Annotated in this window: 20 protein-coding genes and 4 pseudogenes; 11 read left to right on the top strand and 13 right to left on the bottom strand. The window is 68.3% G+C overall.

Annotated features, from left to right (window positions below):
- Window positions 1-194 precede the first annotated feature (194 nt).
- Window positions 195-788: a hypothetical protein gene (locus SNOUR_RS21750; protein ID WP_078875854.1), complete on the top strand. Its 594-nt coding sequence runs from the start codon at window positions 195-197 to the stop codon at window positions 786-788.
- 81 nt (window positions 789-869) lie between these two features.
- On the opposite strand, the gene SNOUR_RS21745 is transcribed toward SNOUR_RS21750, so the two are convergent.
- Together SNOUR_RS21745 and SNOUR_RS21740 are read right to left on the bottom strand one after the other, a co-directional pair.
- The gene (locus SNOUR_RS21745; RefSeq protein WP_376738534.1) at window positions 870-1739 is read right to left on the bottom strand and encodes an SDR family NAD(P)-dependent oxidoreductase; all 870 of its coding nucleotides are present in this window, start codon (window positions 1737-1739) and stop codon (window positions 870-872) included.
- A gap of 41 nt (window positions 1740-1780) precedes the next feature.
- A complete protein-coding gene (locus tag SNOUR_RS21740) occupies window positions 1781-2323 on the bottom strand; it encodes a cupin domain-containing protein (protein ID WP_067349767.1) in 543 nt (180 codons plus the stop codon).
- Between the two features lie 138 nt (window positions 2324-2461).
- Here SNOUR_RS21740 and SNOUR_RS48425 point away from each other — a divergent pair, with 138 nt between their 5' ends.
- The 3 genes from SNOUR_RS48425 to SNOUR_RS21725 all read left to right on the top strand — a co-directional run bounded on the left by SNOUR_RS48425 (window position 2462) and on the right by SNOUR_RS21725 (window position 4578).
- The gene (locus SNOUR_RS48425; RefSeq protein ID WP_067349765.1) at window positions 2462-2878 is read left to right on the top strand and encodes a MazG-like family protein; all 417 of its coding nucleotides are present in this window, start codon (window positions 2462-2464) and stop codon (window positions 2876-2878) included.
- A gap of 225 nt (window positions 2879-3103) precedes the next feature.
- Entirely contained in the window at window positions 3104-3439 is a 336-nt protein-coding gene (locus SNOUR_RS21730; RefSeq protein ID WP_067349762.1) for a YnfA family protein, read from the top strand.
- 371 nt (window positions 3440-3810) lie between these two features.
- Window positions 3811-4578 (top strand): SDR family NAD(P)-dependent oxidoreductase, encoded by a 768-nt coding sequence (locus SNOUR_RS21725; protein ID WP_067349760.1) that lies wholly within the window; start codon window positions 3811-3813, stop codon window positions 4576-4578.
- 72 nt (window positions 4579-4650) lie between these two features.
- On the opposite strand, the gene SNOUR_RS21720 is transcribed toward SNOUR_RS21725, so the two are convergent.
- Window positions 4651-5844, bottom strand: a complete 1194-nt coding sequence (locus tag SNOUR_RS21720; RefSeq protein WP_067349757.1) for an RtcB family protein — start codon at window positions 5842-5844, stop codon at window positions 4651-4653.
- A 162-nt stretch (window positions 5845-6006) separates the two neighbouring features.
- Here SNOUR_RS21720 and SNOUR_RS21715 point away from each other — a divergent pair, with 162 nt between their 5' ends.
- The 5 genes and pseudogenes from SNOUR_RS21715 (at window position 6007) to SNOUR_RS21700 (ending at window position 10727) form a co-directional block, all read left to right on the top strand.
- Window positions 6007-6942 (top strand): hypothetical protein, encoded by a 936-nt coding sequence (locus SNOUR_RS21715; RefSeq protein ID WP_067349754.1) that lies wholly within the window; start codon window positions 6007-6009, stop codon window positions 6940-6942.
- Window positions 6943-7142: 200 nt separating this feature from the next.
- Window positions 7143-7862, top strand: a complete 720-nt coding sequence (locus SNOUR_RS21710) for a DUF3558 family protein (protein ID WP_067349751.1) — start codon at window positions 7143-7145, stop codon at window positions 7860-7862.
- Window positions 7863-7972: 110 nt separating this feature from the next.
- Window positions 7973-8179: pseudogene (locus SNOUR_RS21705) on the top strand (DUF2637 domain-containing protein); the annotation flags it as partial.
- Window positions 8180-8343: 164 nt separating this feature from the next.
- Window positions 8344-8458 (top strand): annotated as a pseudogene (locus tag SNOUR_RS49275) (IS5/IS1182 family transposase); the annotation flags it as partial.
- A gap of 295 nt (window positions 8459-8753) precedes the next feature.
- On the top strand, window positions 8754-10727 hold the full coding sequence (locus SNOUR_RS21700) for a hypothetical protein (RefSeq protein WP_159425894.1): 1974 nt from the start codon (window positions 8754-8756) through the stop codon (window positions 10725-10727).
- Between the two features lie 226 nt (window positions 10728-10953).
- On the opposite strand, the gene SNOUR_RS46265 is transcribed toward SNOUR_RS21700, so the two are convergent.
- Window positions 10954-11535, bottom strand: a complete 582-nt coding sequence (locus SNOUR_RS46265) for a hypothetical protein (RefSeq protein ID WP_159425893.1) — start codon at window positions 11533-11535, stop codon at window positions 10954-10956.
- Window positions 11528-11860: a hypothetical protein gene (locus SNOUR_RS21695; protein WP_067349745.1), complete on the bottom strand. Its 333-nt coding sequence runs from the start codon at window positions 11858-11860 to the stop codon at window positions 11528-11530. Before SNOUR_RS21695 ends, SNOUR_RS46265 begins: the two co-directional genes overlap by 8 nt.
- 82 nt (window positions 11861-11942) lie before the next feature.
- On the opposite strand from SNOUR_RS21695, the pseudogene SNOUR_RS43225 reads away from it, so the two are divergent.
- A pseudogene (locus SNOUR_RS43225) lies at window positions 11943-12729 on the top strand (IS5 family transposase).
- Window positions 12730-13137: 408 nt separating this feature from the next.
- Here the strand turns inward: SNOUR_RS43225 and SNOUR_RS21680 are convergent.
- The 7 genes from SNOUR_RS21680 to SNOUR_RS21650 all read right to left on the bottom strand — a co-directional run bounded on the left by SNOUR_RS21680 (window position 13138) and on the right by SNOUR_RS21650 (window position 22546).
- Window positions 13138-13920, bottom strand: coding sequence for a hypothetical protein (locus SNOUR_RS21680; protein WP_159425892.1), 783 nt, complete (start codon window positions 13918-13920; stop codon window positions 13138-13140).
- Complete coding sequence (locus tag SNOUR_RS21675) at window positions 13920-15959, bottom strand: hypothetical protein (protein ID WP_067349732.1); 2040 nt, start codon at window positions 15957-15959, stop codon at window positions 13920-13922. Before SNOUR_RS21675 ends, SNOUR_RS21680 begins: the two co-directional genes overlap by 1 nt.
- Window positions 15960-15994: 35 nt before the next feature.
- A complete protein-coding gene (locus SNOUR_RS21670; protein WP_159425891.1) occupies window positions 15995-16414 on the bottom strand; it encodes a hypothetical protein in 420 nt (139 codons plus the stop codon).
- Between the two features lie 303 nt (window positions 16415-16717).
- Window positions 16718-17128, bottom strand: coding sequence for a hypothetical protein (locus SNOUR_RS21665; RefSeq protein ID WP_067349725.1), 411 nt, complete (start codon window positions 17126-17128; stop codon window positions 16718-16720).
- The gene (locus tag SNOUR_RS21660; protein ID WP_067349722.1) at window positions 17125-19278 is read right to left on the bottom strand and encodes an integrase; all 2154 of its coding nucleotides are present in this window, start codon (window positions 19276-19278) and stop codon (window positions 17125-17127) included. The genes SNOUR_RS21665 and SNOUR_RS21660 overlap by 4 nt, the downstream gene beginning before the upstream one ends.
- Window positions 19275-20930, bottom strand: a complete 1656-nt coding sequence (locus SNOUR_RS21655; RefSeq protein ID WP_312633099.1) for a hypothetical protein — start codon at window positions 20928-20930, stop codon at window positions 19275-19277. The genes SNOUR_RS21660 and SNOUR_RS21655 overlap by 4 nt, the downstream gene beginning before the upstream one ends.
- A gap of 83 nt (window positions 20931-21013) precedes the next feature.
- Window positions 21014-22546, bottom strand: coding sequence for a site-specific integrase (locus SNOUR_RS21650; protein WP_067349718.1), 1533 nt, complete (start codon window positions 22544-22546; stop codon window positions 21014-21016).
- 31 nt (window positions 22547-22577) lie between these two features.
- On the opposite strand from SNOUR_RS21650, the pseudogene SNOUR_RS21645 reads away from it, so the two are divergent.
- Window positions 22578-23783: pseudogene (locus tag SNOUR_RS21645) on the top strand (DUF2637 domain-containing protein); the annotation flags it as partial.
- A gap of 120 nt (window positions 23784-23903) precedes the next feature.
- Here SNOUR_RS21645 and SNOUR_RS21640 read toward each other — a convergent pair.
- Window positions 23904-24116, bottom strand: a complete 213-nt coding sequence (locus SNOUR_RS21640; protein ID WP_067349712.1) for a hypothetical protein — start codon at window positions 24114-24116, stop codon at window positions 23904-23906.
- Window positions 24117-24163 lie beyond the last annotated feature (47 nt).

The raw sequence follows: 24163 nt of genomic DNA, 5'->3' as shown, positions 1-24163 counted from the left end.
CCTCTCGCTCTCGACCGGGCGTCAGCCCCCGCGCGTCTGCGAAACTGGGGCGTCGTACGAGTAAGTCACGCAAGCAATGGTCTCAGAGGCGCACGGGGGCGTGCGGCCGGGCGTTTCACGCGCCGGCAACGGGGGAGGTCTCTGAGACGATGATCGGGTTGCGCGGCTGGGGCTGCGAGTGGTCGGGTGGAGATATGCATCGCGGTGGCGAACTGGGCGAGGGAACCAATGACCGGGGTCCCGAGCGCGCCCAGCGCGGCCGTCACCGGCGCGAGGGCTCCGAGAACGTCAGCGACGACCCGCCCAAGAGCACCGAGAGCATTACGGGCGGGGAAACCAGGGGCGGCCGCATGGGGGTGACGTACAAATACTTCGGCGCACCCAATGGCGCCACGGCTGCCCGAGTCCCGATCTCGATGCGTCCCGAGGAACTCGGCGGTGACGAGCTCGGCATGGGCGGCATGTTCACCAAGATCAAGCCGGAGACCATGGCCGCCATGGTCCTCACCGGTATAGAGGGCATACCGCTGCACAAGGTCCCCCCGCTGGAACTGGTCGTCCTCCACCCCGACTACGCCGTCGTGAAGCTCCCCATGACCGTGGTCGACCCGCTGCGCGGCGTCGGCGAGGAGTCCGTCGGCGCGGCCGCCTTCATCTGGTCCACCGTCCCCGACCGCGGCGGCCCGCGCGACGCCTTCAGCGTCTACCAGCTCCTCCACGAGTGGCAGGACTTCTCCCACCGGCTCCACGAGGCGGGCCATCAGGCGTACTGCCTGGTGTGGCCGTAGCGAAGCCGACCGCCGCGGCCCGGGCGGCGCAGCGCCGCGGGCCGATGCCGGGCCGCGGGCCCACCCACCCCGCGGGTCGGCTCACCATGTCGGCCGGGCCGAGACGCCGCCGTCCACGACGAGGTCATGGCCGGTGATCCACGAGGCCATCGGCGAGGCGAGGAAGACACAGGCGTCGCCGACGTCCTCCGGGCGCCCCAACCGCCCGGTGGGGGCCGCCTGTTGCCAGCGGCGCACCCCCTCGGGCCAGTCGTCGGCCAGGCCGGGCCGGGCGATCAGCCCCGGCGAGACGCTGTTGACGCGGATCCCGTACGGCCCGTACTCCAGCGCCGCGGACCGGGCGTGCATCACCACCGCCGCCTTGGCCGCGCAGTAGTGGGCGTGCCGTGGCGCCGGGCGGTCCGCCTCGATCGAGGCGATATGGGTCACCGACCCGCCGCCGGACCCGCGCATCACCGCCGCCGCGGCCTGGGTGCAGGCGAAGACGCTGTGCACGTCGGGGTCGGCGACGGCCCGCCAGTCGGCCAGCGACATCCCGGCCAGCTCCTGGGTGGGCTGCACGCCCGCGTTGTTGACCAGCGCGGTCAGCCGCCCCCGCCAGCCGGCCGCCTCCGCGACCAGCCGATGGCACTCCTCCTCCACGGCCAGATCGGCGCGCAGCGCGAGCGCGTTCCGGCCGCTCCGCTCGATCTCGTCGACCAGCGCCCGCGCGGCCTCGCTCCCCGTGCGGTAGTGCACCACCACATCCGCCCCGGCCGCGGCGAACCGCATCGCGATCCCCCGACCGATCCCGCCCGACGCCCCGGTGACGAGCACGACGTGACCGGTGAGGTCGGGGAGGACGTCGACCGGGGCTGCCGCCCCGTACGCGGGGGCCGTGCCCGACGGCCCGGTTGGGGAGCCCGTCCGGCCGAATCGGCCCTGTGCGCCGGCCCGTTCGGAAGCACCCACCGCTCCCCCGGCGTTCGGCTCATGAGGGGTCCGCACCACTGTCATGCCCGGCTCAGCGCCCCGATCCGCACCGCCTCCTGGGGGAACCGCGCGGCCAGCGCCCCCGCCTCCCCGTGCTCATAGTCCGCGAAGGTGAAGCCGGGCGCCATCGTGCAGCCGAAGAGCGTCCAGGACCCGCCGGCGGCGACCTCGGCGGCCATCCAGGTGCCGGCCGGCACCGTGAACTGCACATGCTGCCCACCCAGGACATCCGGGCCGAGGACGACCGTGCGGGCCGCACCGCCGGCACCGCCGCCCGCACCGCCCGCGTCGCCGGCCTCGGAGAGCAGGAGCAGAGCGAGCGGATCACCCCCGTAGAAGTGCCAGATCTCGTCGGTCGGCAGCCGGTGCAGCGCGGCGTAGACGCCCGGCTCGGCGGTCAGCAGCATCACGATCGCCGACCCCTCCGGTCGTCCGTCCGGCCGCTGCGGCCCCGCCCACGTACGCCGGCACCAGCCGCCTTCACGGGGCAACCGGGTCAGCCCGTAGAACGCGACCAACTCCTGTGGGAGTCGGTCGTGGGGCATCGCGGGGTGCTCGTCCATCCGTCTGGCCGCCTTCCGCTCGTCCACCGTGCCGAGAGGGTGCTCGCCGGTCCACCGGCCGCCGGCCCGTGGCCGGTTGCCGCCTCACCCTAGGGGCGACGGGGGCGCAGGACGGGGAACGAGCGGCACAATCGGGCCATGTCTGATCCCGCCGCCACCTCCCCGGGTCCCGTTGCGGACACCAACTCCCCTTCTCCTCCTGCCCGTTCCGGCGTCGCCTCCGATGACGCGGCCCCCTGGGACACCGTCGCCGCGCTCGTCGGCTGGCTCGACCGGGAGAGTGCGCTGCCGGCGGAGCAGGAGCGGCTGCTGCGCATCCTGAAGCTCTCGGAGGAGGCGGGCGAGGTGGCCCAGGCCGTCATCGGGGCCGTCGGCCAGAATCCGCGCAAGGGGCACAGCCACAGCTGGGAGGACGTCCATGCGGAGCTGTGCGATGTCATCGTGACGGCGATGGTGGCCCTGCGGACGCTGACGCCCGAGGCGCGGCGGGTCTTCGACGGCCATCTGCGGCGGATCGCCGGACGGTCGCTGGGGGCGGCGACGAAGCCGTCCTGAGCCGTCGCCCGGCCGCGTCCGGGCCGGGACCGGTTCCGGGTCCGGGTCCGGGTCCGGGTCCGGGTCCGGGTCCGGGTCCGGCAGCACGATCGCCCTCCCCGCTCCGGCCGCGGCTCGCCCCTTGCGCCCCGGCGAAGAGATATGAACCACCGGCGGCCGGGCCCGGGGCGTCCCCGCCCCGCCCCGTCCTCGCCCGGACCCGCTCGTCTCCTTACGCTGAACGGCATGCTCATCGCTCGTTCCGCCGCCCTGTTCGTCGTCGCCGCGCTCTTCGAGATCGGCGGTGCCTGGCTGGTGTGGCAAGGGGTGCGGGAACACCGGGGCTGGGCGTGGATCGGCGCCGGGGTGATCGCCCTGGGGGTCTACGGCTTCGTGGCCACGCTCCAACCGGACGCCGAGTTCGGTCGGATCCTCGCCGCGTACGGCGGGGTGTTCGTCGCCGGGTCGCTGGCCTGGGGCATGGTCGCGGACGGCTACCGCCCCGACCGCTGGGACGTCATCGGCGCGCTGATCTGCCTGGCCGGCATGGCCGTGATCATGTACGCACCGCGCGGCCGCTGATCCGACCGGCCGCGGCTCGCCCCCTTCACGCTCCGGCACCGCCCGACCCCGGCGCCCCTCCGCCCGTCAACCCGCCAATCCCCACTGCATATCCTGGCCACGCACCACTCGAACCACCCGGACCACCCACAGCGGCCGCACCACCCGAACCATCCGCACCACTCACAGCAGCCGCACTACCCGCACCACTCACAGCAGTCGCACCACCCGGACCGCCGCTCACGAACCACACCGGGATTCACGCACCGCACCACGGTGCACGGCCCCGGTTCACGGACCTGGTCACCGACCCGGTTCACCGCCCGCACAAGGCTTCACGAGCCGCACCACGGCTCGCCGTTCGCACACGCACCGTGCAGAGGGAGCGCACCATGACCGCCGATTCCGCCGGCATCCGTACCGCCGTCGTCACCGGAGCGAGCAGCGGCATCGGCGCCGCGACCGCACGGGCGCTGGCCTCCGCCGGCTACCGCGTCGTGCTCACCGCCCGCCGCAAGGACCGCATCGAGGCCCTCGCCGACACGTTGCCGCACGCCGAGGCGTACGCGCTCGACGTCACCGACCGTGCCGCCGTCGACGCCTTCGCGCGCTCCCTCGACCGCTTCCCCTCCGTCGACGTACTGGTCAACAACGCCGGCGGCGCCCTCGGTGCGGAGCCCGTCGCCACCGGTGACCCGGCCGACTGGCGCGCGATGTACGAGGTCAATGTGCTCGGCGTGCTGCACATGACGCAGGCGCTGCTGCCCGCGCTGACCGCCTCCGGCGACGGCACCGTCGTCGTCCTGTCCTCCACCGCCGGGCACGCGACGTACGAGGGCGGCGGCGGTTATGTGGCCGCCAAGCACGGTGCGCATGTCCTCGCCGAGACGCTCCGCCTGGAGCTGTGCGGCGAGCCGGTACGGGTCATCGAGGTGGCGCCCGGCATGGTCAGGACCGAGGAGTTCGCGACCACCCGCTTCCGCGGCGACTCCGACAAGGCCGCCAAGGTCTACGCGGGCGTGGAGGCCCCGCTCACCGCGGAGGACGTCGCCGACACCGTCGCCTGGGCGATCACCCGTCCCCCGCACGTCAACATCGACCTGCTCGTCGTCCGCCCCCGGGCGCAGGCGTCCAACACCAAGGTGCACCGCAGCAGTTGAGCGGCGCGGCAGCAGAGACGACGGCGGGGTGCCGGGTCGGCCGTCGACGGCCGACCCGGCACCCCGCCCCGCTCACCCCTTGACGCAGACGACCTGCTTGAGCTTGGCGACGACCTCCACGAGGTCCCGCTGCTGCTCCATGACCTTCTCGATCGGCTTGTAGGCGCCGGGGATCTCGTCGACGACGCCGGAGTCCTTACGGCACTCCACGCCCCGCGTCTGCTCCTCCAGGTCACGCGTGGAGAAGCGCTTCTTCGCGGCGTTCCGGCTCATCTTGCGGCCGGCGCCGTGCGAGGCGGAGTTGAAGGACGCCGCGTTCCCCAAGCCCCGGACGATGTACGAGCCGGTGCCCATCGAGCCCGGGATGATCCCGTAGTCGCCGCTGCCGGCCCGGATCGCGCCCTTACGGGTCACCAGCAGTTCCACGCCCTCGTAGGTCTCCTCCGCCACGTAGTTGTGGTGGCAGGAGATCACCGGCTCGAAGACCGGCCGGGCCTTGTGGAATTCCTTGCGGACGACGTCCTGGTACAGGGCCATCATCACGTCCCGGTTGTGCCGGGCGTACTCCTGCGCCCAGAAGAGGTCGTTGCGGTACGCCGCCATCTGCGGGGTGTCCGCGATGAAGACGGCGAGGTCGCGGTCGACCAGCCCCTGGTTGTGCGGCAGCTTCCGGGCCTGCTCGATGTGGTACTCGGCGAGCTCCTTGCCGATGTTGCGGGAGCCGGAGTGCAGCATCAGCCAGACCGAGCCGGTCTCGTCGAGGCAGAACTCGATGAAGTGGTTGCCGGACCCCAGCGAACCCATCTGCTTGGCGGCCCGCTCGTGCCGGAACTTGACCGCCTCGGCCACCCCGTCGAAGCGGCCCCAGAAGTCGTCCCAGCCGGCGGCGGGGAAGCCGTGGATCCGGCGCGGGTCCACGGGATCGTCGTGCATCCCCCGGCCGACCGGAATCACCTGCTCGATGCGGGAGCGCAGACGGGAGAGGTCGGCGGGCAGGTCGTCGGCGGTGAGCGAGGTCTTGACCGCGCTCATGCCGCAGCCGATGTCCACGCCGACGGCGGCCGGGCAGACCGCCCCGCGCATCGCGATGACCGAGCCGACGGTGGCCCCCTTGCCGAAATGCACGTCCGGCATCACGGCCAGCCCCTGGATCCACGGAAGCGTGGCGACGTTGCGCAGTTGCTGCATCGCGACGCCCTCGACCGTGGCCGGGTCGGCCCACATCCGGATCGGCACCTGGGCGCCGGGCACTTCGGTGTACGACATATCTAACCCATTCCCCCGAAAAGCTGAAAAACGCAAAAGCCGGACAATGCGCCTGATCATGGACGGCGAACCGGCGTTCACGGCGAGACGTGCGGTAGACATTGTGTCCAGCTGCCGCCATCCGGCGGCAACCGCATTTCCGCAGGGAAGGAGCCGCGAACGATGCCGCGCAAGTCGTTCGTACCCGGTGCCGCACTGCTGGTCACCGCGGCCCTGGCCGCCGGTCTCACCGGCTGCTCCAGCGGCTCCACCACCGGCACCGGCAGCAGCGACGGCAAGGGCGGCGACACCACCGCCGCCAGCCAGTCCGCCCAGCCCGGCCGCTACCAGACCCTGCCGGAGGCCTGTGGCCTGCCCTCCCGCGGCACCCTGCGCGACATGCTGCCCGGCGACGGCCAGCCGCTGTCCCCGGCGGACGCACGGAAGATCTACGCCGGCCGGGCCGACGTCACCTACGACACCGATCGCCGGGTCGGCTGCCAGTGGACGCGGGAGACCACCGAGGGCACCCGCCACCTCACGCTCGACATCCAGCGCGCGGTCTCGTACAACGCCGCGGTCAGCGACGACGACCGGGCGCAGGAGATCTACCTCGGCAAGGAGCAGGCCGCCAAGATCCCGTCCGACGGCTCCGGCTCCCCCTCGGCCTCGGCCAGCCCGAAGGACCAGCCGAAGGGCAAGCCCACGGACCAGCCGAAGCCGACGGCCAGCGCCACGGGCCAGGGCGACGGCAAGGACGCCGACGCGGGCGGCAAGAAGACGGACGGCGACGCCACCCCGGCGACCCCGACCCCGTCGGCCTCCCCGTCGACCTCCCCGTCCGGGACGCCCTCCGACCCCGCCACGGGCCCCGGCAGCCCGCTCGCCCCGCGCGTCCTGGACGGACTCGGCGACGCGGCCTTCCTCAACGACCAGCTGATCACCACGGACTCCGGTGTGCACCGCGACATCACTGTGGTCTTTCGCACGTCGAACGTCATCGTGACGCTCACCTACGACCAGTGGTCCACCGACAAGACGCAGCTGCCGGAAAGCCAGGAACTGCAGGACAAGGCCCGTTCGTTGGCCGGCGAACTCGCCGACAGCCTCAGCGAATAAGCCCGCTATGGACCGATATCCCGGAAAGGGATAAATGCCCGAGACTGCCCCATTCATCCAACTTTCCAGTTGTGACGAACCGGGCAGTCGCCTCGCTCCGCCGCGTACCGTGCCCTAGGACCCGCCCCGACCCCGGGGCCGGGCCACCACACGCCACAAGGGTCCGCACCGACTCGACGACGACGAACAGCGAAGGAACCATGCACCGATCAGCCAAGCGACTCGCCGGCCTCCTCACCTGCGCAGCAGTACCGATGCTGCTCGTCGCCGGGTGCTCCGGCTCGGACAGCAAGAGCTCCGGTGACAGCACTCCCTCCGGCTCGTCCAGCGCCGCCGCCAGCACCGCGCCGTCGCCGACCGTCGCCGCCGCGAAGTTCAAGAAGCTGCCGAACCCGTGCACGGCGTTCTCCAAGGACACCATCGACAAGCTGCTGCCCAAGGTGAAGGACGCGGCCGGCTCGCAGGGCAAGTCCACCGACCCGACCGTCCGCGGCGCCTGCTCCTGGACCAGCTCGGACGAACAGGGCGTCGACGGCACCCAGTTCCGCTGGCTGGACGTCGCCTTCCAGCGCTACGACTCCGACCCGAGCGTCGGCTCGGGCGAGAAGCGCGCCACGGACTTCTACACCCAGCAGATCAACGACGCCAAGGGCACCCAGGGCGCCAAGAAGGTCGCCACCGTGGCGACCGCGGGCACCGGTGACGCGGCCACCGCCATCACCTACGACATCGCGAAGGAGGGCAACGACTTCAAGAACACGACGATCGTTGCCCGCACCGCCAACATCGTCGTCACCGTCAACTACAACGGCGCGGGGATGGCCGGCGCCGACGACCCCAACGGCAACGACCTGCTGAAGGCCGCCCAGGCCGCCACCAAGGAAGCCGTCACCGCCGCCACCAAGGCCAACAACGCCTGACCTCCCCCGGGAACACCGGCCGGCGGCACCGCCCCGGCCCTCCCCGGCTCGGCGTGAACGGGTGTGCAACGCTAGGGCCCCGATTCGTCGAGTCCGGGGAGGGACCGCGGGTGTCCGCGACACAGACCGCGCAGTTGACCCGTACGCACCGCGTCCTGATCGGCGTGGTCATCGCCGGCGCGGCCCTGATCGCGGCGATCGGCTTCACCGGCTCCTACGCGGCGGTCCGCGCCCTGGCCGAGAAGAAGGGCTTCGGCGCCTTCTCGGTCGTCTTCCCGATCGGCATCGACGCCGGCATCGTGGTCCTGCTCGCGCTGTTCCCTGTCAAGTTCTTCTGTTCAGATTCTCACCTTGCGTCTCAAGTTCCGTGATCAGCGTTGCCGGACCATGGGCGCCATCCGTGACGGAACTGGAGGCGTGGCTCATGGGTGGTTTGACCAGCTGATGGGATGCACCTGCCCGATTAGTGATCACTGGTGCCATGTGGGACCGGATCGAGCCGCTGATGCCGGCTGATCCGGTTCGCGGGATGGCGGTGGGCCGATCACCGAATCACGTTCAGGGCCACCATGTGGAATTACGGCACCAACTCGCCCCGGGCCAGTCCAGCCCGGCAAACTCGGCCCGTTCCAGACCTGGCCACACCCATCAACAAACTCGCGATCGCCTACCAGGCCGCACTCCACCCTCGTCTGGGCACGACGCTATCCAAGGAGAGGAAACCTAGTTTCCCACCACACGGCGGACCTGGATCGACGGATCTGGTCGACTCGCGACAGGCACAGCACATCGTGCGCGCGGCAGCGCATCGGCGAAAGTCCACAATCGGCTCGCTGAAGCGCTAGCATCTCATCACTCTTTTCACTCTACGTATCAGAGGCCTCCCGTACCGTGACCACCACGCCGTTATCTGCGTATCCGGATCCGTGCACTCGAGAAACCATCGACCGCTTGGTCGCGGCTGCCCTCGCCACCGATGGGGTCAACGCCCCCCGTGAGGCGCTTGCCGCGGCATTCGCCTACGTCGCCGAGCCGATCGAGGACCTCGTCAGCGTCGAGGGAGTGCCTGAACGCATTCGCCCCGATCGCCTGCGCTCCGTGGACGGAGACGGCGAAACGGCCCTGGAGCTGTCTGTACGGCTGTTCGGATGTGCCGGCAGCACCTGGGAACGCAACGAACGCGATAACTCAAGCTGGAACTCTCCCGCCGACCCGGCTTCGGGCACCGCCGAGTGGATGCTCCCGCCGGCCGAGGTCTGGCATGACTCCAACGGAAGACCGGCGGCCGCGCTGAGCGTCACGATGCCGAGTGTGGATCACGTCGGCGAGGTAATCCGCCGCGCCTCAAAACTGCTCAGTACAGGCGACGGCCGCCGCCGCTATGACCTGACCAACGACCTCAAGGTGAACGGGCAGAAGGTACCCTGCGTGATGGTCGCGCAGGTCTACCGCACACCTGAGGGTGATTTCTGGGCCTGGCCCACTGTAAAGGGCAACAACCGGACGAAGTCGCGCCACCGCATCCTTAAGACCGACCAAGCGACGCTCCTCACGGCGCCGGACGTGACCGCCGCCCTTCAGCAGTGGGCGGCTGAGCGCACCGCCGAACTGAAGCACGCCGATTCGGACGAGCATCCGGCGCGACTCGCGCTCCAGGTCGCTGTCATGGATGCCAAGCTCATCGTCGGATGCACCAAACCGGAAGTCCTGCTCCAGGTCGCGCAGGCCGGGAACCGGCGCGATCACGTACACGCGAACCTAGACTTCACACCGAACGACCAGGCACGCGCGATCGGCCGTCATGTGTTGGCGAAGTACCGAGAGGCCGGGCTCATCGACAACACCATGTTCGGTGTGCTCACTGGAGACCTGCCGATCACGCGACTGCCCGAGTGTACGCCGGAGGCGGGTGTTTGTGAGCAGCGTGACCTGCGCTGCATGCTGTTGCTCACCGAGTTTTTCCCGGCCAGAGGGGACCGCCGACGATCTCTGATCCGCAAGGCGATGGCTGAGCCTGAGGGCGAGGCCCTGAACTCACAGCACACGGTCGAGCGGCTGCGCGCCTACTCCGCACTGTGCTCGGCGAGCTGGCCGGAAGCGTGGAACCCGCGCGTGGACGACGCCACTGTTGGGGTCATCAGCGCCCGCGACGGCATTGTCCTCAGCGGTATGAACGCCGTCCAGTTGCTCGCCATCGCGGACAAGAATGACGCAGCTTTCGACGAGCTGATCCGCTACCGAGCACCGCAGTGGCTGACCGCGTTCAAACTCGCCGACGCCGATCGCGGCTCCATGGGCGCCCAAGCCAACCGCGGCGCGGACGACGAACCAGGCCGCAGCACCCGGACCCGGCGCGGCATCCCGGCCGCGCTCACCGCCATGAACGCCCGGCGGATACAGGCGGTTGGGCTACTTCGCGAGATGGCAGCCGCGATGGAAGAGGGCCGCCGCCCACTACGCGTCGATGCCTTCGGGAATGTCGACACATCTGGCGGGGCCGCCGACCAGGTGTGGTTCGACTACGCCTTCCCCAGGGTTAGGGGCCGCCTACCTCGGGCCCCGCACACCGCTCCTGCGGCTCTGCCAAGGCAGAGTCAGCAGCCGCTGTTCCACGCGCCGCCACCGCCCAGTGACCGCGAGCTCGCCGACACAAAGAAGGCAGGCGTCCGCGCCATGCTGAATCAGATGGACGTGCTCACGAAGGACCTCACGGCGTTTATCGATGCAGCACACAGTCATGCCGCCGCAGCCGGAATGAGCCCAACGTGGGAAGCCAACGAGTCCGACCGTCTCAACGTTCAGGCAGGAAACATCATTGAGAGCCTGCGGCATGCCGTCGAGAGCACTCGGCCGTTCGACGAGTGACATCGCGGCAAGGTTCTGTCGCCTTATGTACGAACGACGGTCCGAAGTACTCGTGGCCCCTCCCATAGTCAGGTCTGAAACGCACCATCCCATACGGCACTGACAACCGCTGCCTACGGCTTCACCCACCCACAGATCGCGAGCGCGGCTAGATCGAGCAGGGCCGGTTCGGGGGCGCGACGCCATCTCGATGTACCGGCCGGCCGTCGTCAGGTCTGCGATGGCGTCACCAGACGCCAAATTCAGCATGTCGCAGCATGTCTAGGGCGTCTGTTACTGATTTCCTGAGTACCACATTGCTATACCCCAATAGAATCTTGTCCCCCGCCATCAATTCCACTAGATCCCCGGTTGTAGGCGCATCTTCTCCATGTTCCGAGGAATGCATGTACACCAAGATTGCCTCCATTGCGGTTGCTCGCTGGATCGTCGGGTCGCCAGCGATAAATTTCCTTATGCTCCTGATCCAGGTGAGTAGGATCGAGAGGACATCATCTAGCGGGGAGTCGCGTTTCTGAACGCCGAGCGCCTTGGCCTTCAGTAGTAGGCGCAGCAGTGAATCGCACCGCGACTCGAATTCTTTAGGGTATTCGACTTTCTTTGACCAGTCGGCGAGATGAAGAAACGGCACCTCGCTCACGGTGCGACAGAAGTCGTCCAGTAGGGTATTCCCCTCTGCGTATATATCAAGGACCAGCTCATGGCGGACCCTATCCAGCCCGCCTGTCGCTCCGAAAACGATATGCTCAGCGTTGTACTGGTTTCCTGTGACGCTTTGTCGGCTCTGATTGAAACTTGCTTCAGCCACTCAAGCCCCCGGCAATCTGGCCGACGGTTGCTGCCAGTGTCGCCAACCCAACAGAATCTGCGAGCCAAGCACGTGCACGCTCAAGGCGCCGCGTTGCGGTAGCGGTGTCGCCTGTCTCCAGGTCTTGACGGGCCGCAATTAGCTCGTCTCGCCCTAGTTGGTCAAGCTGGGAGTCCTCTGCGCACGCGACATCGATGACCTCGTCCAGCTGTTCACGAGCTGCTTCCAGGGTGATGCGTTCTGTCCTGTACTGGACCTGATTGATGGTCTCGGCGTTGTTCTGGCCGCCGTAAACGGTCTGGTTCTGCTGGTTGAAGGTCGCCATGGGCCGAGACTATTGCCAGTCCCCGGTGCGTGTTGGCTGTCTCTCGCATCTCTGCACATAGAAGGAGCCGTTTCCAACCTGACTGGTGGTTGGACGGGCGACCCCGGCGGTGGGGCCGTCGTTCAAGTCCCGTCCGCAAGGCTGCGGGACTGCTCCGCGAGACGAGCGGGCTGTGCTCACGGCGGTGGTGTACGTCCTGACCAGCGGCTGTTCCTGGCGGCATCTGCCGGAGACGTTCGGCGTCTCGCCCGCCACCGCGCACCGCCGGTTCATTGTGTGGACGAGAGCGGGGCTGTGGCGGCGGCTGCACCGGGCGGTCCTGGACGAACTCGGAGCCCGGGGCGAGCTGGACTGGACCTCCGCGATCGTCGACGCGGCGTCGGTGCGGGCGAAAAGGGGGGGGGCTCGCTGACCGGGCCGAACCCGGTCTATCGCGCCAAGAAGGGCAGCAAGCTGCACGTGCTGTCCGAGGCCCAGGGCATCCCGCTGGCCGTCGCTGTGTCCGCGGCGAACACCCACGACCGCCTCGCCCTCAAGCCACTGATCCGCGGGATAACCGCCATCCGCTCCGCCGCGGACCACGCCGACGCCGCCCCGGCAAGCTTCGCGCCGCCAAGGCGTACTTCTCCGCCGACCACCTCGCCTGGCTGCGTGAACGCGGCCTCATTCCGCGTATCGCCCGCCCGGGCATCGAGTCGAGCGAACGGCTCGGCCGGCACCGCTGGAAGATCGCGCGGTCGATCGCCTGGCTGTTCGGCTACCGCCGCCTCACCGTCCGATACGAGCGGAAGGGCTCACACTTCCTCACCTTCCTCGGCCTCGCAGCCGCTCTCACCTGCTACAAGAAGCTGGCAAAACGCACCACGTGAGACATCCTCTTAGTTAGCGCCCGGCCCAGATGAGGATGGCGGCGAGGTGGAGTGCGGCCTGGTAGGCGATCGCGAGTTCGGAACCGTCCGCTCCCGATCGTCGTGCGCCTGGGAAATCCCGGAGAGCTGCTTGGTCGTTGGCCTGAAACAGGTGACGCGCAGCGTCATTCGCTCTATCGGAGATGCCCTCCAACGCCACATCCATCCATGGGACTCGCGCATCTGTTCGCGCTCACAGATCCAGGCGGCTTCCCATCGCAGTGCCTCCTGATAGCTCAGTCCAGGGTTGTCCAACGTCCACAGCCACATTCGCCGCGCCATGCGCGGTGCCAGGAGGAAATGGATACCCCGGACCGGGTTCTTCCATAGCATCACACTTCACTCCTGACGTAAAAATCACCTGCCCGTTCAGGCTAGTGGCGGCCCAGCCTGCGTATTCCGCACACTGCCGCTCTCCCCCACCTGCCCTACCTCCGGCCTATGCATTCCCAGATGGTCCAAGGTGCGGTTCATGACCTGGAGTGCCAGCGACAGGGACTCCTTATCTTCAATCACGTTGAACACTTCCTCGATCTTTCGGCGGACGAGCAACTTCTCATTCGATGTCTGATCGATCCTCGCCGCGTGGAGCGTTTTCTGAAGCTCTTTGAAGGCCCCGAGAACGGAAACGACCTTCTGTTTGGGGTCGCCGGTCGCGAACTGGAGATCGGCATAGCGGCTGACCCACCAGACGGGACCGAGTACCGGGTCCGTGAGACGGTCAAGCAGCAGATCGAGTTCAACTGTTTCCCGCGCATGAGCTGACCGCAGGACCTCTTCTTCTGCAGCTCGCCGCAGCGCCGCCTCTCTTGTCGGCTTGGGGACTCGAATACGGACGTGTCCAACCACCCAGAGTCGCTGCTCATGATCCGAAAGCTCTTGGCCAAGCACAGAGTTCATCGCGTCCGCTGCCGCCGCACGATCCAGCAGTCGATATGTGCGGGCCACCCTCGTCAACTCTTCCCTCAGGAGGTAACGGGCCATTTCATCCGGGGCAAGGGGGCGAGGAGCAGGCGAGTCAGGATTCAGCCACCACCGGTAGCGAATAACGGCGCGATAGTGCAGTCCACGGTCCTTGCTTTCCAGAGATGCGGAGAAGGAGCGACGATCAGAGATTCGCCGCTCCTTCAGCCAGTCGAGAATCAGAATCATTATGTTCTGGGATCCGCCTCATTCGCGCCTTGCGGGTTCTGCTCGGCGGGTGTGGCTCCGGACGGCGCATCAGGAGTGCCATGCACCGTCTTGTAAGTCCGTTGGACCTCAGTGAAGAGGGCCACAATCAGAGCGTCCTTCAACGGCCCTTCCGCCTTAACGACGTCTCTGATCGGGGGGTTGACGATTCCGGTGGTGCGGCCGAGCGCAATGATGATTCCGACGACCGGGCTCTGCGGCAGTAGCCCATTTTCCGCCGCCTGCCGCCAACTGAGCAAGATCTGCTGAGTATGGAAGATGTCCTCGCTTTGCCCGATGACGTGCTGCCATCCTTCGAGCAGCCGCCGACGTATCGCGTCACCCGGCTCATCGGACTGCGTCAGCGCCACCGCGAGAGGTGAATTCTCCAACTGATCGGCCCTTGAGGGCGCATTGAAGACGTCATAGAAGACGCTCAGTTCCGTGCCAGTCGACTTGCCCGAGTTCGTGATCCACTTGACGACTGTGTCGGTCACGAGAGGGGCAAGGTCAGCGTCAGATGCCAGCACGCGCACGGCCTTGGTGGCGTCCTTCAGAGCTTCGTCAGAGCCGGGAGAGCTGAGGATGTAGCGTGCCCGAGTCAATGCCTGACTAGGGTATTCCTTCCCGAATGCACCCGAGCAGGCTCGGGCGACTGCGCGCTGGCGTGTCGGCTCCTTCTTTCCGACGGCCCATTTGGCCAACTCGGCTCTTGCCTGACTTCCCAGAGTGGCGTGTACAGCGAGATCAGAGAGGAGGTCTCCAACAAGATCCAGGTGCTGTTTATCGCCGTCGCGGAGCCACCCTGTTGCGAGGTCGAAGATGGGAGCGATGCCCACCGTCTCCGCGAGTTGCGTCAGCGCGGAAGCAAGGACCCCCAGGTGATCCTTGGCTGGGCCCTGGCTGATGTCCTGAAGCCACTGCGTCAGCACCTCTCGGCTCAACTGCGTGTGCTGCGTCCAGAGATACCGCCGGATGGCAGGCCCTTGAGACTCGTGGACGAGAGACGCGATGCCTGTGGCCCCGTCGAAGGACATACCTGCCGGTTCGAGTCGGCTCGGCGCGTCTGGCATCGCGAGGAGCCCGCCCTCGGGCATGGGGAGGTTGATCTTCGGCGCGGCAAGCAGAAGGTCAGCGCTGCTCAGCACCACCGCGGCGGGCGCCTTGTCGAGATAGGCGCCCGCGATTCGGACGCCTCGCGTTCTCACGCCATCTTCGCCGCCGCTGAACCAGTCACTCAGGTGGGCTTCCCAACCCTTGAACTCATCGAGTGCATCCTTGTCCTCGATGTCCTTGGCCTTCGCAATGATCGAAGCCAGCCGAGCCGCTTCATCAGGTGCGCAGTCTTCGGGCAGAAGGCCGCAGAACACACCTTCTTTGTTGTCGATCCAGTCGGAGCGATCCTGCGTCTTCTCGTCACTCTCCAAGTACCTCTTGACGATGTCATCGGGCTTGGGTCGTTCGATGTCCACCACGAGAATCTCGGGATGGGATCCGCCTGCTCGTGCCTGGGACCAGACTGTTTTCGTAGCCGTGATGACCATGTAACTGCCGGCCTTGCGCAGACCGGACGCGTAAGTCACGAGGTCGGTGTAGAAAGCGTCAGGGAGAGGCTGAGTGACGCCGCGCAGATTGAGAAGATACCCCGCGCCGCGCTCTTCCGGCAGGCAGGCCACATCCGGTTCGTCCCAGTCGGGCAACAGCTCAGACACCCGACTATTCGCAACGTTCGTGGCCGCCAGCAGCCGGAGCCCAGCCGACTTGCGGCCGTGTTCCTCGGGGGCGAGCAGGACCACGATGCGGACGTCCGCCGCACTCCCGAGGGCCAGTCGGACGGCCTGCGCAGCTCTGGCGAAATTGTCACCAGGGCTGACGAAGCGGTTCGCCGGCATCAGCTTGTCCGGGTCTACCGGGTGCGGCCGCAGGTGTCGTAGTCCGGTCAGGTAGTTCGTGATGTTGTTGTCTCGGCCAGCGATGTTCTGGTCGCCGAGGACGACATTGTCCGCGACGTCCTGCTTCACCGCAGAGTCAGCCGGAGTAGGGGTCGGCGACGACATCAGCGAGTGCCTCCAAGGTTGTTGTCCCGGCCTGCGGTGTTGATGTTGCCGAGGGCAAAGTTCCCCGTCACGGTCTGCTGTGAGACAACGGGGGTTTCAGCGCCCTGTGCCTTCAGTGCATCGATGAGTTCCTGGAGTGCCTCAGGCTGATCCTCACCAACACAGGTGGCGAGGATCTCCCGCACCGGCACCTGCACGGCTCCGGCCATGGCAGCCCGCTGTTCTGGTTCGATTGCCGCCACGGCCTGTTCCAACGTGTCAAGCCGAGCCAGCACTTCGGCTTCGCCGGCGGCGCCTTCGCCCCTGCGGCGTCGCCAAAGGCCCACGACGCGCTGGCGCGTGTACCCGTAAAGGTCAGTCCCCATCGTTCCCGCAACAGCGCCACTCGCTGCTGCAAGAATCTCAACTGGCGTCGACACGGCAATCCCCCTGTTCGTCAACCAGCTCGCCCCATAGCGCTGTTGAGCCTGCTGGTCCCCGTTCGTTACGTAACTGCGGATGATATGACCGTGGCGATCGGGCCGTCCCCTGAGCCCACACAGTGGCTGAATCCCATCTCGAGTTCGTGCGATGCATCGTCGCCAGATACGCGAGCCGCCTCGCCCCACGGCGCCGGAGGAAGCAGGGCTTGCCGAGCCGCGGTCGCTATCGCTTCTTGAAACGGAACAAGACTCGACGTCCCGAAGCGGGAATGACCAGGGTGGTCCCGTGGGCCGGGGCTCTCAGGCGGTCGGTGGGCGGATCGGCACGATGTTGTCAGGAATCAGGGCCGGTTCCGTCAGCGTGCCCTGCTCTTGGACGAGGACGGCGCTGGCGAGTGTGAGGGCGGTGACCTGGCGGCGGAGTTCCTCGATCTCAGCCTTCTGGTTCGAGATCGTCTTCCTGAGCTTGGTGACGGTTTCACGGAGCCGCTGCTCGGCCTCAGGCACCTGCTGGGTCTCGTTGCGGACGCGTTCGTAGAACTCGTTCTTCAGGTCTGCGTGCCGCTTCATGACGGCCATGCGGTGGACGTCGGCTTCGACGGCCAGAGCGGCGACGGTGAGGCTGCCGTTGGAGACGGTGGCCTGTCCAGCCAGGAGTCGGTCTATGGCCTCGCGGATACGGGTGCGCTCGTCCGCGTGCTGCTGAGTCATGTCAAGCCCTCAATGGTCTGGGCAGTGGTGTCATGGAGGGTGGCCGTCTCGCGGAGCCGGACGGCGTTGGCCCGCAGTTTCCGGGCGATGGGGCCGGGGGCATGGTCGGAGAGCTGGTCGATCTCGTCCGCTCTCGCACGCAGTTGGCGGGCATGGGTGTCGGTGCGGACCGTGTTGCCACAGCCGGATTTACAGGCGTATTGCTTCGGAGCGGTGGCACCCGGTTCGGGCTCACAGAGCGCGTTGTCGTGCTTGAACGCACAGATGAGGAACGCGTCGGGGTTGTCATAGAGGACAATGCCGTCCCGGGCCAGGAACGCAGTGGCTTTCTTCGCATAGGTCTTGGGGACGAGACGACCTTCGAAGCGGGGCGCTTGTCCGGCGGCGGTGACGGCTCGGCGGGCTGCAGGGCCGGAGATCTTCTCGCCGGCCGCGGTGCGGTCGCGAAAGCGGGCGGCGGTGTCGGCTGCGGCCAGGGCGGTCTCGACGTCGAGGACGCTGTGCAGGCCGCGGCGGCTGCGGGAACCGTAGCCGCTGGCGGTACGGGTATCCAGGACGGTGCGCATATGGCCGTACTGGATGGCCAGGGCGATCAGCCCGCCGGGGCGGCGGGCGACGTGCCAGGCCAGGGTGCGGCGGAACCGGGACATGCCGATCGCACCGTGCGGGTCCTCTGGGACAGCCTGACCGGGTAGCCCCTGGGCCTCGGCTTCGCGGTTTGCCCAGACGGTGAAGGACTCGATCCGCCGGTTCAGGGACGTTTTCCGGATCGCTCCTTGGTACTGCTTGCCGCCGGGGCGATGGACGTCGTGGTGAGCAGCGCTGAGGAGGAGCTCCCCCTCGGGGACCATGCGCTCCAGGACACGGATGGCGCGGACAACCGGGGCGATTGCGACCCAAGGGACTTCGCGTACCTCGCCGGCGGAGGCGTGGTTGCCGTTGTCGTCGAGGACGTTCTTGAAGTGGTGGCTGCGGATCAGGTGTCGGCCCGTCATGCCGTCGGTGGTCGGATCGGGGTCGGGGCAGCAGCCCGAGCGCAAGGCCTGGACTTCCTGGGGGCGCATGCCGGTGAGGTAGACGATCACGATGGCGGCGGCAGTGCCCAGGTGCTGCATCAGCATGGTGGCTTCGCCGAAGGAAATGTGTTCGCGCCAAGGTCTGCCCTCGATCTCTCCGGTGACCGGAGCATTCAGCGGGCAGGGAGCCGGGCGCTCCAGGACGAGGTCCTGGATGTTGTGCAGCTTGACGAGTCGCTCGATCTGGGCGTGGGTGGCCCCGGTGTGCGCTGCGACGTAGTCGCGTGCCAGGTAGAGCCTGCCCTTGACGTGAGCGGCGGGCAGCGGGGCTCCCGAGTTGACCAGCGGGAGCAAGTGCTCCTTGAGTGCGGTCCGACTCACCGAGGTGGCGGTGTTGCTCGCTGCCACGTCCATCAGGCGGCGCTGCTCGGCCCAGGCCGCCAGGATGTCGTCGGCGAAGTCGTCGACGAACCGCAGCGCCCAGATGAGCAGCGGGCCCAGGACCTGCGGGTCGAGCGGTTCGGTCGAATTCTCCACGTTGTCCGCGCCGTCGGCGGCGGGAAGGTAGTCGTCGATGCCCTCGGTCTCCCACGGCGGGCAGCTGATGCCTGCGGGGCTGGCGCTGAGCTGGTCGTACACCCATAGGTCCGTGAAGTAGCCGAAGACCATCTCGGCGTATATCCGGCTGATGCCCTCGTCCCGGCGCTCGCCCGCGTAGGCCCGCCACTGGTCCTCGGTGCAGTCCGCAAGGCGGGTGATGCCCCGCTGGTGCAGCCAGCGGGCCAGCCGGAACCACTCGTAGTACTTCTGCATCATGGTCGGGGCCGAGCCCCGGCCCCGGGCCGAGAGGCCCTTGGTGCGGAGGAAGGTGGGTCTCCGCTCGCCGTTGATCAGTGCCCAGACCACGAGCTTCACCTCGTCCCGCAAGGATGCCGGGCAGTTCTTCCAGTGGATTGCGATCAGGGAGGTGCCCGGATTGTCGATGAGTGGGGCCAGGGACCAGACAGGGTCGTGGTAGCGGGAGTTGGGGTGGGTGTTGCCGGGGCTGATCCACTGAGACAGCACGACGGGGCTGTCCGGGGTAGGCGTCGGCAGGATGTACGGGTCGACTTCGTTGGCGAGAGCGCTGGTCACGGTGCGAGGTCTCCCTTCATCAGGAGGTGGACGAGGGCGGAGTCGTCGCTACCGGCACGAGCCCGGGCGGCATCCCAGGCTGCGGCGCCTACTCTGTCGCGCAGGTCCTCCAGGCGCAGCGAGTGGTCCAGCCACCGTTCATTCCACGCGCTGTCGTCCAGTACAGAGCGCAGGCTTGCGATCTGCTGTTGCAGGAGCGCGAGGCGGGGGTGATGTCCGGGGTGGACGTAGGCGTTCTTACAGGCCAGGCAGAGCATGAAGTCAGCTCCGCAGCCACCTTCCGGCGTAGGCCACGGGCTGCTCGTCTCGTCCTCGCAGTCCGCCGTCGCGGTCTGATCGTGGGCGGGGTCCGGGGCGTCAGCGAGATGCCCGCCGAAGACCACGGTCTCAGCCTGTTCCAGGGCTTCCTCGGCTCCGTCCGCGAAGACGCTCCGTGAGGCGCGCTGAACGTTCGCGTCGGGCAGGATGTAGACACGTTCGTTGGTGCTCTGGGAGTGCTGCCGGGGGCGGCCCTCGCGAGTCACCGTCGTGCGGCGTACGCGTTGGAAGGGCGAGCCGCCCAGGTCGTGCGCCTGCTGCCAGCGCTGTGCGTCGTTGTAGGCGATGCCGAAGGACAAGGGGCCCACCGGGCGCGGACGCTCGGTGTCCTGGTGCCGGTGGGCGGCCTTAGCCGGGGCGTATAGGCGCGCGACCATCAGCAGGTCTGTGCCTGGTCTCAGACGGGCGGCCAGGTCACGGCCGTGCGCGGTGGTCTCCAGCGCCTGCGTGATCAGCCTTCCGGGGGAGTCGGCGCCGGAGTCGGTGATGTTCTCGGTGGAGAACCACCTCCCCCGGCCCGCACGGTGCTTCTCCACCTGAACCTGGTAGGTGATCGAGGTCTTCTCCCCCATGGACGGGCCTGCGGTGGGAGCGGGCATCCGGTCGTAGATCTTGAGGTTCCAGGCGAACCGGTCGGAGAGGAGGACGGCCAGCGCCGTCAGTTCCAAGCGCGACAAGAACAACCGGCCCCAGGTCTGTTCAGGACCAGCGCCACCGAGGAGGTTGCGGTGGTCCACGTGGGGCTGGCCGCTCGGCAGAATGCTGCGCGGGACATCTCCCGTTCGCGCGAGATGGTTCAGGACTTCCCCGAGCCGCCAGTCCCGGCTGCCTTCCTCCGGTTCTCCCGCACGCCACGCCCTCAGCAGGCGGGTGTTCTCCTCAATCCGCAGTCGCGCCGTCCTGAACTGCCGCTGCGCGGCCAGGACGACGCGCTTGCGTTCGTCGTCCTCGTAGGACTGCTTGCTGGGCTTCGCGGTGGGGAAGCGCCGCAGCAGCTCCTCCGTCACGGGCCCGCCGGCGAATCGCGGGTCCTGCTGCAGCAGAAGGCGCACCGTGCTCAGCACGGCCTTGCCGGTAACGGTACTCACGTGCCGGGCGCGCCAGCGCTTGAGCACCGCCACAGTCACACCGTCCAGATCCTCCGGAGTGTTCTCGAGCTCGGACAGGAACGTGGCGAAGGTCATCAGCCTGGACCAGCAGGTCTTGGCGGTGTCATGGCTGGTCCAGGCCCTCGACCGAGCCGCGTACAACCGGGCCATCGAGCGCTGCATGGGCTCGGGGAGCGGCAGCTCGGAGAAGTCGAACTCCTTCGCATAGCCCGCCTTGTTGACCACGGTGACCACCAGACCGTCCGACGCCAGAGGCGATTCGATGTGGTGATCTACCGGAGGAAGCCCAGCCCGGCGCCCACGTCGGCTCACGACGCCTCCCCGAGGAGAGTGCCGATGTCCTGGATACCCGCCGACTCACGTGCGAGCCGTGCGAAGACGTCGTCCAGGTTTCCGCGTTCCTCGTCCTGCTCGTCGCTGTTCTCGGCGGCGGCGAGGATCGACTCCAGCTGCAGGTGCGCGACGGGCGCCAGGTAGTGCCGCTTCGTCGTCTCCACGTCCGCGTGCCCCAGCAGCGTCTTCACCAGCCACCACGGGTCACCGAAGAGCAACGCGAAGTCCCGCCGGTCCTTCTGCGAGAGCCCGTAGCGGTTCTCCATCAACTCGTTCAGCACCACCAGCATGTAGAGCGCGTACGAGTGCCGGGCGGAGTGCGGCGTCGCGTACGGGCTCTTGCCGCGTACCTCCGCCAGCCGAAATCCACGCCCCAATTGCCGTTCCCCGGGCGTAAGCAGGACCTCTTCGCAGCGCACGTTCGCGGACCGGAAAACGCCATTCCAACGGTCCGGGGCCATCGGCAGGCCTTGCTCGGACAGCCACAGCCAGGCCGGCTCCGGCCCGTCTGGCCCTTCCATGAACAGCCACTGCCGCTCGCGCCACCCCAGCCGACCCAGCTCCCGGCGGCCGATGACACCGTCCTGGTCCACCCACTCCACCATCGGCTTCAGCCCGCGCGTCACCTTCGTGACCAGCCGCATCACTGGCAGGCGCTCGTAGCGCCCCTCCGCCTGGGCACGCTGAACCGCCCACGCCCGCTCCGACTCGATGTACGCCTCGATCTGCCCGACCGCATCCACCGACGCGTAGAACGTCCTTCCCTTCTTTGCTCTGGTCACCGCCCCGGCGATGGCCCCATGGCAGTACCTGCCGCGCCGCAGTTGCTGCGTGGGCAACTCCAACGTCAGCAGCGATCCACCCTCCTGGCGTCGCAGCCCCGAGCTGAGTAGTAGTTGCACGAAGGATGTGTTGCGCAGCTCAGTCCGCGCGTCCCATTCCGGCACCAGCGCTCCAGCCCTGTCGTGACCACGCAACCCGATGTCTGACCACAGAGCCCAGGTCCGCGGTGTCAGCCACGACACCCGCGCGCTGACCGAGTCCGCCGCCCGGTCTTCACGTCGCGATACGTCGACCGGTAGCGGGCGGACCTTCCCCCACGTGAACAGCTTCGTGAACGCCGCCGCCTCCCGGTTCCACTTCGTCCCACTGATCCGCTCCGGATTCGCCGGCGCCTCGCACCGCCAGTTCCGGTAGTCGGCCAGATCCTGCTCGGTGGCCTTCCGCCACGGCACCCGTCGTGAGGACAGGAACTCCAGCAGCAGCCGGATGTCTGTCGCGTAGTTCCGCTTCGTCTCCCGTTCCAGGCTCCGGAACTCCTTCGAGCGGACGAAGTCCAGCAGATCCGTATCCACCGCACCATCCGGCCGGACGAACACCGGATCGCCGGGCCGCAGCCCGATCCGTGCCACTGCCTGTGGCAGACCGCGGACCCCCAGCACCCCCTCCGGAGGCAAGACACCCCACCGCTCCAGATCCGGCACCCACACCACGAACCACGAGCCCATATACGTCTCCCCTGATGCTTGAACTCATTGAATCATCAGGGAAGCGCTGGACCTGCTGCTCACCTGGATCCGCATCCCGTTCCCGCTGCTGCGCCAGACCGCCTGGCTGCTGACCGCCGCGACCATCGCGTTCAACGGGGCCGCCGCCTGGCCCGACGCCCTGGGCGTCGGGATGCACGCGGTCATCCCGGTGCTGTTCGTCGTCGCCGTGGAGGCTGCCCGGCACGCCGTCGGCCGGATCGCCGACCTCACCGCCGACCGGCACATGGAGGGCGTCCGGCTCGCCCGCTGGCTGCTGGCCTTCCCCTCCACCTTCCGGCTCTGGCGCCGGATGAAGCTGTGGGAACTGCGCTCCTACGAGCAGGTCATCCAGCTCGAACAGGACCGCCTCGTCTACCAGGCGCGGCTGCGGGCCCGCTACGGGCGCGGCTGGCGGCGCCGGGCCCCGGTCGAGTCCCTGATGCCGCTGCGGCTGGCCCGCTACGGCGTCCCGCTGGCACAGACCGCGCCGGCCGGGCTGGCCGCGGCCGGGATCGACCTGCCGGCGGACCGGCCGCTCTCCCCCGCCCCTCCCCTTCCCGCGGGCCCGGAGGCCCTGCCGGCCGTCCCGGGCCCCCGCGCGGCCGCGGCCCCCGAGCCGGCGGCCCCCGAGCCGGCGGCCCCCGAGCCGACGCCGGCGCGGGAGCCGGAGCCGGAGCGATCGGAACCCTCGCCGCGCGGTGCGGCCCCGGCGCGGCACGACGGCCAGCCGGACGCCCCACGGCCGCGCCCACACCCTCAGCCGCACCCGGAAGCGGAACCGGAACCCGTAGCGGAATCCCCCGCGCCCGTGCCCGTCCCCGCTCCCGTGGAGGAAACCCCGGCCGAGGGCGAACGCCCCCACCCCGTGCCCGAGTTGACCGTCCCGGTCGGACCGGGCCGCCGCCGCCCCCTGGGCACCGCGGGCGCCGCGCTCCCCCACGACGAGCCGGACGCCGACTTCCCCGACGCAGGCTTCCCGGACGCCGGCCCCGCCGACGACGCGCCCCGGGACGAGAAGTACTTCGCCGCGTACCGGGCCTACGTGGCGGAGAAGAACGACTTCCCCGACTCCCGCCAATTCGGCCGCTATCTCCTGGAGTTCTACGGGTACCAGGGCCGCGACGGGGGCCCGCTCAGCGAGGGCTATCTGCGCGGTTTCCTCCGCGACTTCCGCGCCCGCTTCCGGATGGAGATGGAGGCGGAACACATCCCGTAGGCGGAACACGCCCCACGAGGCGGGTGGACGACGACGGCGACAACAGCAACGGCAACGGCAGCAGTCGGCGCTCAACGCCCCTGCTCCGTAACCCCGTTACGCCGCCACCCCGTCCCCCCGCTACGCCGTCCTCCGCTCCCCCTCCTCCTTGCGCTTGCGGTCCCACTCACCCCATGCGATCAGTGCGACGCCCGCGGCACAGATGCCGGCGTAGGCGGGCGACGGCAGGTGGACGAAGTGCCGGATCACGCCCCAGGCGCCGTCGAAGAAGACCTGCCCGATGAAGCCCAACGCGCCCTGGAGCATGACGATGAAGCCGATGATTCCCCTCATGCACCCAGCGTGAAGGGTTCGGCCCCGGGGATCCTCCTCCCCGGGGC

Origin of the sequence: Streptomyces noursei ATCC 11455 (genome assembly GCF_001704275.1) — a bacterium.
Lineage (GTDB): Bacteria > Actinomycetota > Actinomycetes > Streptomycetales > Streptomycetaceae > Streptomyces > Streptomyces noursei.
The sequence above is the reverse complement of the archived record's forward strand: the minus strand, read 5'-3'. Positions and strand labels throughout refer to the sequence as shown.